This window comes from Synechococcus sp. B60.1, assembly GCF_047462555.1.
Lineage (GTDB): Bacteria > Cyanobacteriota > Cyanobacteriia > Thermostichales > Thermostichaceae > Thermostichus.
The window spans coordinates 11,674-18,672 of the sequence record NZ_JANSJN010000035.1 but is presented as its reverse complement, the minus strand read 5'-3'; the positions used below and the strand labels follow the sequence as shown (position 1 = coordinate 18,672).

7 protein-coding genes and 1 pseudogene are annotated in these 6,999 nt (G+C 60.0%); 5 read left to right on the top strand and 3 right to left on the bottom strand.

Features of this window, described 5'->3' with window-relative positions:
- On the bottom strand, positions 1 to 952 hold a 952-nt coding region (hslO, locus tag NW863_RS05705), incomplete at its 3' end, for an Hsp33 family molecular chaperone HslO (RefSeq protein WP_414365103.1).
- Between the two features lie 372 nt (positions 953 to 1,324).
- Here hslO and NW863_RS05700 point away from each other — a divergent pair.
- The 5 genes and pseudogenes from NW863_RS05700 to ribB form a co-directional block, all read left to right on the top strand.
- Complete coding sequence (locus NW863_RS05700; protein ID WP_414365101.1) at positions 1,325 to 1,612, top strand: DUF6464 family protein; 288 nt, start codon at positions 1,325 to 1,327, stop codon at positions 1,610 to 1,612.
- 332 nt (positions 1,613 to 1,944) lie between these two features.
- The gene (locus NW863_RS05695; protein ID WP_414365099.1) at positions 1,945 to 2,433 is read left to right on the top strand and encodes a M67 family metallopeptidase; all 489 of its coding nucleotides are present in this window, start codon (positions 1,945 to 1,947) and stop codon (positions 2,431 to 2,433) included.
- 218 nt (positions 2,434 to 2,651) lie between these two features.
- Positions 2,652 to 2,933 (top strand): MoaD/ThiS family protein, encoded by a 282-nt coding sequence (locus tag NW863_RS05690; RefSeq protein WP_414365098.1) that lies wholly within the window; start codon positions 2,652 to 2,654, stop codon positions 2,931 to 2,933.
- A gap of 2 nt (positions 2,934 to 2,935) precedes the next feature.
- A complete protein-coding gene (gene moeB / locus NW863_RS05685) occupies positions 2,936 to 4,093 on the top strand; it encodes a molybdopterin-synthase adenylyltransferase MoeB (protein ID WP_414365096.1) in 1,158 nt (385 codons plus the stop codon).
- Between the two features lie 128 nt (positions 4,094 to 4,221).
- A pseudogene (gene ribB / locus NW863_RS05680) lies at positions 4,222 to 5,370 on the top strand (3,4-dihydroxy-2-butanone-4-phosphate synthase); the annotation flags it as partial.
- 42 nt (positions 5,371 to 5,412) lie between these two features.
- Here the strand turns inward: ribB and NW863_RS05675 are convergent.
- Both NW863_RS05675 and NW863_RS05670 read right to left on the bottom strand, forming a co-directional pair.
- Positions 5,413 to 5,847 (bottom strand): hypothetical protein, encoded by a 435-nt coding sequence (locus tag NW863_RS05675; protein WP_414365095.1) that lies wholly within the window; start codon positions 5,845 to 5,847, stop codon positions 5,413 to 5,415.
- A 144-nt stretch (positions 5,848 to 5,991) separates the two neighbouring features.
- Positions 5,992 to 6,999: GntR family transcriptional regulator (locus NW863_RS05670; protein WP_414365094.1), on the bottom strand; the 1,008-nt coding region annotated here is incomplete at its 5' end.

Here is a 6,999-nt window from a genome sequence, read left to right as displayed (position 1 = left end):
TTGCCGACATCTCTGCCACAATCGAGCGCAGCTCGTCCTCCGAGATGCGATAGACCTCGTTACAGAACTGGCAAACCGCCTCTGCTCCCTTATCAGTACGGATCATGTCGATGAGCTCGTCCCGCCCCAACATACGCAACGCCCCCTTCACCCGGTCGGAGTTGCACTGGCAATAGAAGCGGATGGTGCGCACCTCCGGCGTGATCTTCAGATCCAGGTCGCCCAGACAAATTTGCAACAGCTCCAGCAAACCGCCGCCGTAGGCCAGCATTGGACTGAATTCCTCTACTTTGGCCAAACGGGCCTCCATCTCCGGGATCAGACTGGCTGGTGCTCCCGGCATGAGCTGCATCAACACTCCACCAGCGGCGCGCACCCGCTGGGAATCGAGGTTGACCCCCAAAAGAACTGCCGAGGGGATCTGCTCCGAGGAGGAGAGGTAGTAGCTGATATCGTCTCCCACCTCCCCTGAAACCAGTTCCACAGCACTGGTGTAAGGCTGGCCGTAGCCCAAGTCCCGCAGCACATGCAAATAGCCGTAACGCCCAACGGCCTGACCCACATCTAACTTGCTCTCAGGGGTGAGAGGAAGTTCAACAGCAGGGTTGCTCACATAGCCGCGTACCGTGCCGTCCATGCCGGCATCTACGTAGATGCTGCCCAAGGGGCCATTTCCCTTCAGTTGCAGGTTGATCCGCGCCTGGCGTCGCTTCAGGTTAGCTGCCAGCAACAGGGCTGCACTCATGGCCCGCCCCAGCGCCACTGTCGCCACGTAGGAGAGCTTGTGCCGCTCCCGCGCTTCCTGGACTGCCTGGGTGGACACTAAGCCCACCACGCGGATCTTGCCTTCTGCCGCCGTAGCTCGGATCAGGTGATCCGGAAGGGAGAGGGGAGAACCCTCAGAGATGGCTTTCAAGCTTTTCCATTGCTCTGACCCAGAGGTATCCGTCATCACAACCTCAACTCACGTCTCGAAAGCAAGCCTGCAGGGATCCCCTGGCGACTTACTTCTTTCCCCGTGGGCTCGCTGCAACTTCGCTATAAGTCGGAGCCAGCCTGCACCATACCATCATAGGCGGCTTATCCCCCTGCCCACTAGCCGGCAGCTTGCTCCGCTAGTTTTTCGGCTCAAACCAATCACCTTGCCCATGCTGCCGCCCCGCCCTCCAGTTGGCAAAGTGGTGCTTCATCCTCAGTAAGGTAGGGAGAGTTTGCAATTCTTCTGCAATTTCTCCCTCTCTTGCCAGAGTGTGCCATCCTGAGGATCTAGACTGATCCAACGCGACCCCCAGCCTGTTGGCCTTACTCCCTGGGTGACTGTTCCATGTTGGATAACCTCACTGCCTATGTCTCGGAACATGCGGCCAAGCGTCGCTGGCGGGAACGTGCCTACAGCCGCTTTTTGCAGGATTGGCGACGACAAGTGGTACTGCTGCGCCGCCAACGGGCCGGTGAATTCGGCCAGCCGCTAGGGGATCCCTCCTGTGTTTTCAGCGCCCAGTCGGCTTGGTTGCGCTGTGCCGTCAACCCGCAAGGGCCCTGCCAGGGCTGCCCCCACTATTCTCCGCTTGTTCCTCCGCTGCCGGCTCGTCACCCTAATGTTCCCGGTTAGTTTGCCGCATCCAAATCTGTTCAGATGGACTTCTGCATCCTACCGTATCCCCAGGTTGCGCTGGGTTTACACTCCCACTTATGCCAAAGGAAGACCGGCGGCAAGATAAGGGATCCTATCTCCGGTCAACCTTTGCCACTCCCCCTGCCGACCGGCTGGCTAAACGCCAAGGCAACGGCATGGCTGTTTTCCCGGAGCGCTAGGGACTCTGCGCAGTTCCCCAGTTCATCAGCCCAGGGCTCTGCCCGCACCTAAGTAGGAGGCTAGCAAGCCTCTTTTCGTGTCAAAATGAAAGAGAAAGAACGGTAACTCCATCGGCAAAAGCGAGATTCATGGTCCTTTACCTCTCGGCAGAGCATCTTCGCGCCATCCGCCAGCATGGCGAGCAAGCCTTTCCCTACGAGGGCTGCGGTATTTTGATCGGCGAGCTCAAGGGATCGGACAAGATCGTCCATGAACTCTGGGCAGTGGCCAACACCTGGGATCAAGCCGAAAACCCCTTGGCAGACGGGGAATCCAGCCGCCGCCGCTTCTTGATCGACCCGGCGGATTTCAAGCGGGCCAACGACCATGCCATGCGCAAAGGCCTGGGGATCCTGGGCACCTACCATTCCCACCCCAACCACGCGGCCGTTCCTTCGGAGTTCGACCGGCAGCACGCTTTTCCTTGGGGCTTTTCCTGCGTGATTGTTAGCGTGCGCGAGGGCAAGGCAGAGGAGGTGGCAAGCTGGATTTTGGATGAGCAGGAGCAGCCCCAACGGGAGCCGATGCAGATTTGGGAAGACAAATCTCTGCCCTCGCTTGTGGCTCGGGCTGGCTAGAGCCTGGGCGGAGCTGACTGCTGTTTTCCCGCCAACCTTCCCTCCAAAAGTGAGGCTTATGGCTGAGAAGCTTTGGGATCCCTGTTGGGCAATGACTGTGGTGAGGGTTGTCGGAAAAAGCGGTACTCTGAACTTGATGAGGTGACACTTGGAATAGTTCAGCTCAGAACCTCAAGGTGTAGATCAACCAGATCGCTAGAACCCTTCCCCGAACTCCCATGGCAACCAAAGTCCTGATTCCCTCCCCCTTGCGTCCCTACACCGACAACCTGGAAGCTGTCGAGATCGAGGGCAACAGCGTTGGCGAAGTAATGCGCAATCTGATCGCCCGCTATGGCGAGCTAAAGCGCCACCTCTACACCGAAGACGGCAAGTTGCGCAATTTCGTCAACATTTACCTCAACGACGAGGATGTGCGCACTTTGGCCCAAGGCGACGACACTCCTGTGGGAGAGAAAGCCACCATCAGCATCGTTCCTGCCATTGCCGGAGGGTTTTGACTATGTTGCACCTAGACACCAGCCAAGTCAGCCTCTCCCGCGAGGAGATGGAGCGGTTTTCTCGCCATTTGATCCTGCCGGAGGTGGGCCTGGAGGGGCAGAAGCGGCTGAAAGCAGGCAAGGTGCTCTGCATCGGCACAGGCGGCCTCGGCTCGCCCCTGTTGTTGTACTTGGCGGCAGCCGGCGTGGGGCGGATCGGCATCGTCGATTTCGATGTGGTGGACGTGTCGAACCTGCAGCGGCAGGTGATCCACGGCACTTCCTGGGTGGGCAAGCCCAAGGTGGAATCGGCCAAAAATCGCATCCTGGAGATCAACCCCTATTGCCAGGTGGACGTTTACAACACCGCTCTGAAGGCCCACAACGCCCTGGAGCTGTTTGCCAACTACGACGTGATCGTGGACGGTACCGATAATTTCCCCACCCGCTACCTGGTCAACGATGCCTGTGTGCTGACGGGCAAGCCCAATGTCTACGGCTCGATCTTCCGCTTTGAAGGGCAGGCGACGGTCTTCAACTACGAGGATGGGCCCAACTACCGCGATCTCTACCCCGAGCCACCCCCACCGGGGCTGGTTCCCTCCTGTGCCGAGGGGGGAGTGCTGGGGATCCTGCCCGGCATCATCGGCCTCATTCAAGCTACGGAGACTGTGAAGATCCTGTTGGGCATCGGCACGACCCTGAGCGGGCGGCTGCTGCTCTACGATGCTCTAAAAATGAGCTTCCGCGAGCTAAAGCTGCGCAAAAACCCCGCCACCCCGCCCATCACTCAACTTATCGACTACGAGCAGTTCTGCGGGATCCCGCAAGCGCAAGCTAGCCAAGCGGAGATCCCGGAGATCAGTGTGGCCGAGCTGAAGGCGCGGATGGATGCCGGCAAAGATTTTGTGTTGATCGACGTGCGCAACCCCAACGAGTGGGAGATCGGTCGGATCCCTGGCGCCCACCTGATCCCGTTGCCGCAAATCGAAAATGGTGATGGGGTGGAGCAGGTGCGCAAGCTGCTCAACGGCTCGGAGCTGATCGTCCACTGCAAGAGTGGAGTGCGCTCGGCCAAGGCCTTGAAGATCCTACAAACTGCCGGGATCGAGGGGAAAAATCTACGCGGTGGCATCCTCGCCTGGGCTGAGGCTTACGATCCCTCGATTCCCAAGTACTGAGACAACTTCCGGATCCCTGGTCCAGGATACGATGGCTCCGCTGCCCAGAGCCGGCTGTGCCCAATATAATTTCTCCCTTTTGCGTCCCTTTTTCCATGAGTGCCACTTTGCCGGCAGAGACAGAAACCATCTTTCACTCCATCCCCGAAGCCCTGGAAGACCTCAAGTGTGGCCGCATGGTCATCGTGGTCGATGACGAAAATCGGGAAAACGAAGGGGATCTGATCTGTGCTGCCCAGTTTGCCACGCCAGAGGTGATCAACTTCATGGCCACCCATGGGCGGGGCCTCATTTGTCTAGCCATGCAGGGATCCCGTCTGGACGAGCTGAAGATCCCGCTGATGGTGGGGCAAAACACCGACAGCAACCAGACTGCCTTTACCGTCAGCATCGATGCTGGGCCAGAGTTAGGGGTTTCGACGGGCATTTCCGCTGCCGATCGCGCTCGGACCATCCAGGCGGCTATCCACCCCCATACGCGACCGGAAGATTTGCGTCGCCCTGGGCATGTCTTTCCGCTGCGGGCGCGGGAGGGTGGGGTACTCAAACGGGCCGGCCACACGGAAGCGGCGGTGGATCTGGCGCTGCTGGCGGGGCTGTACCCGGCAGGGGTGATCTGCGAGATCCAAAACCCGGATGGCTCGATGGCCCGCCTGCCCCAGTTGATCGACTATGCCCGCCAGCACAATCTGAAGATCATCACCATCGCCCATCTGATCGAGTACCGCCTGCGCACCGAACGGCTGGTGCATCGGGGGGCTACTGCCACCTTGCCGACGGAGTTTGGCCGGTTTCAGGTCTACGGCTACCGCGACACCCTCAACCAGGTGGAGCACCTGGCGCTGGTGAAGGGGGATCCGACCCAATTTGCCGCCGAGCCCGTCCTGGTGCGCGTGCATGTGGAATGCCCCCTGGGGGATGCGCTGGGATCCCTGCGCTGCGACTGCCGCCGCCAATTGACCGCCGCCCTGAAGATGATCGACCACCAGGGCAAGGGGGTGCTGGTGTACCTGCGCCGGCAAGAGCAGGAGCTTAGCCTCATCCGGCAAATTCAGTCCTATGCCCTGCAGGATCTGGGGCTAGCTGAAACCGCGCCGCCGGCAGCGATGGATCTGCGGGATTACGGCATTGGCGCCCAGATCCTACGCGATGTGGGGGTGCGCCAAATGCGCTTGATCAGCAACACCTCTCGCCACATCAGCGGCTTGAAAGGATTTGGCCTGGAAGTGGCCGAGCGGGTGCCCTTGCTGGTGGAAGAGCCGGATCTCAATTTGCACGTGCAGCCATCCTGTTCTCTAGAAAACGCGACCCATTCCGGCTTAAGCCTGTAGAGCGTTGTAGGGCCGGGCGGTGTGGTGGAACAGGGGCCGCGGTGCAGCCGGTTCGTCCTCGACCCCATAAGCCTTGCATCCCCAGTGCCAGAACGACCAGGAAGGACGTTTGGGCAAAGATGGAGCCAGGCGCGCTGGCAAGACAGAGTCCCTGGCCGTGGGGCTCAAGAGGGGCTTTGGCAAGACGGGAATGTCGGATCCCACCTGCGACCACACCTCGTAGCTCTGGGATCGCACCACCACAATGCTGATCAGGGAGCCGCGATCCATGTCGTAGCGGCAACTGTCGATGGCGTCCTGCAGCCGAGAAAAGCTGCGGTTAAAGACGTAAAAATGGCCCTGGAAGCGGATGGCTTCCCAGAAACCTTCCCGTGTCACCGCCACATGGTCGCGATCGGCGGAGGTGTAGTCGAGGATCACCATACGTGTAAAGACTGACTAGCGATGGATCAGATTAGGGTGGCTTTTACCGTATTTCCACTTAAGCACACCATTGCACAGCCCGTCATCCGCGAAATGGCCTGCTTGCAACAAGACTGACTTAAGGCGTTTTCTCGCCCTTGCTGCTCATGGGATCCCGCCCAATTCCCGTCGCAGCTCGGCCATGGCTGCTTCTCCGATGTGGGGGGCGGTGCAGACCAGGTGGGGCGTGCGGATCAGGTCGGGGCGGGCTTGGCGCACTAGGGCGCGCAGGGTGGGGTAGCTGGCCTCGTCGCAGATGAGGGTGTGGGCGCGGCGGATTAGGGATCCCACCCGCTCGGCATCGGAAATCACCGCCGTCAGCACCAGCAGGTCTCCCCGCAGGCTGTGGACAATCACCTCGGCAACTTCCAGAAGGGCGGTGCTGATGCTCACCAGCCCTAGACAGGCGTGGGGAGGCAATTGGCGGATCAGGGCAATTTCGCGGGCGTAGTCAGATACCTCCACCGGGAGAACACGGGCCCCCCGCGGCTGGGCAATGGCCTCGACGGCGCTGAGAAAATAGTGGAGCGTCACCACAGTGCCGGAATGGATTTGATCCAGCACGGCGGCCAGATCCTCTAGGGGCACCAACTGCACCCGGATGCCCAAAGTCTGTTGGATTTGTTGGGCCATCAGTTGTCCTGTGCCCAGATCCCGATTGGGCACGCACACCAGCACTTGGGCACTGCAGCGCAACCGCCAGTCGATCTCTGCCAGCAGCAGATCCCGCACCTGCTCCAGAGAAAAGCCCTGTTGCTGAAGCTGATCGATGCCCTGGCGCACCTGCTGCAGGGCTTGTTGGGATCGATCCAGGTTTTCGCCCAGACTACAAGAAGAGCGGTTAACCGCCTGGCGGGCGGAGCCGCTGACGTAAATGCCAGATCCAGCGCGCGTTTCCACCAGACCCATGGCCTCCAGTTGGTGGTAAACCTTGTGGATGGTGTTGCGGTGCAGGCCCGTTTGCATGGCCAATTGACGGGTGCTGGGCAGGCGATAGCCGGGAGGAAATTGCCCGCAGGCAATGCCAAAACAGAGCAAGTTGAAGAGCTGGACAGAGCCAGGGATCCTGCTCTCCGGCTGAATAGAAATGCGCATCATGACGCACTTTTCTCC

Excerpts from the sequence above, each read along its gene's own strand:
- NW863_RS05700 (WP_414365101.1), top strand. The coding sequence starts at position 1,325 with ATGTTGGATAACCTCACTGCCTATGTCTCGGAACATGCGGCCAAGCGT.
- NW863_RS05695 (WP_414365099.1), top strand. The coding sequence starts at position 1,945 with ATGGTCCTTTACCTCTCGGCAGAGCATCTTCGCGCCATCCGCCAGCAT.
- NW863_RS05690 (WP_414365098.1), top strand. The coding sequence starts at position 2,652 with ATGGCAACCAAAGTCCTGATTCCCTCCCCCTTGCGTCCCTACACCGAC.
- NW863_RS05675 (WP_414365095.1), bottom strand. The coding sequence starts at position 5,847 with ATGGTGATCCTCGACTACACCTCCGCCGATCGCGACCATGTGGCGGTG.
- moeB (WP_414365096.1), top strand. The coding sequence starts at position 2,936 with ATGTTGCACCTAGACACCAGCCAAGTCAGCCTCTCCCGCGAGGAGATG.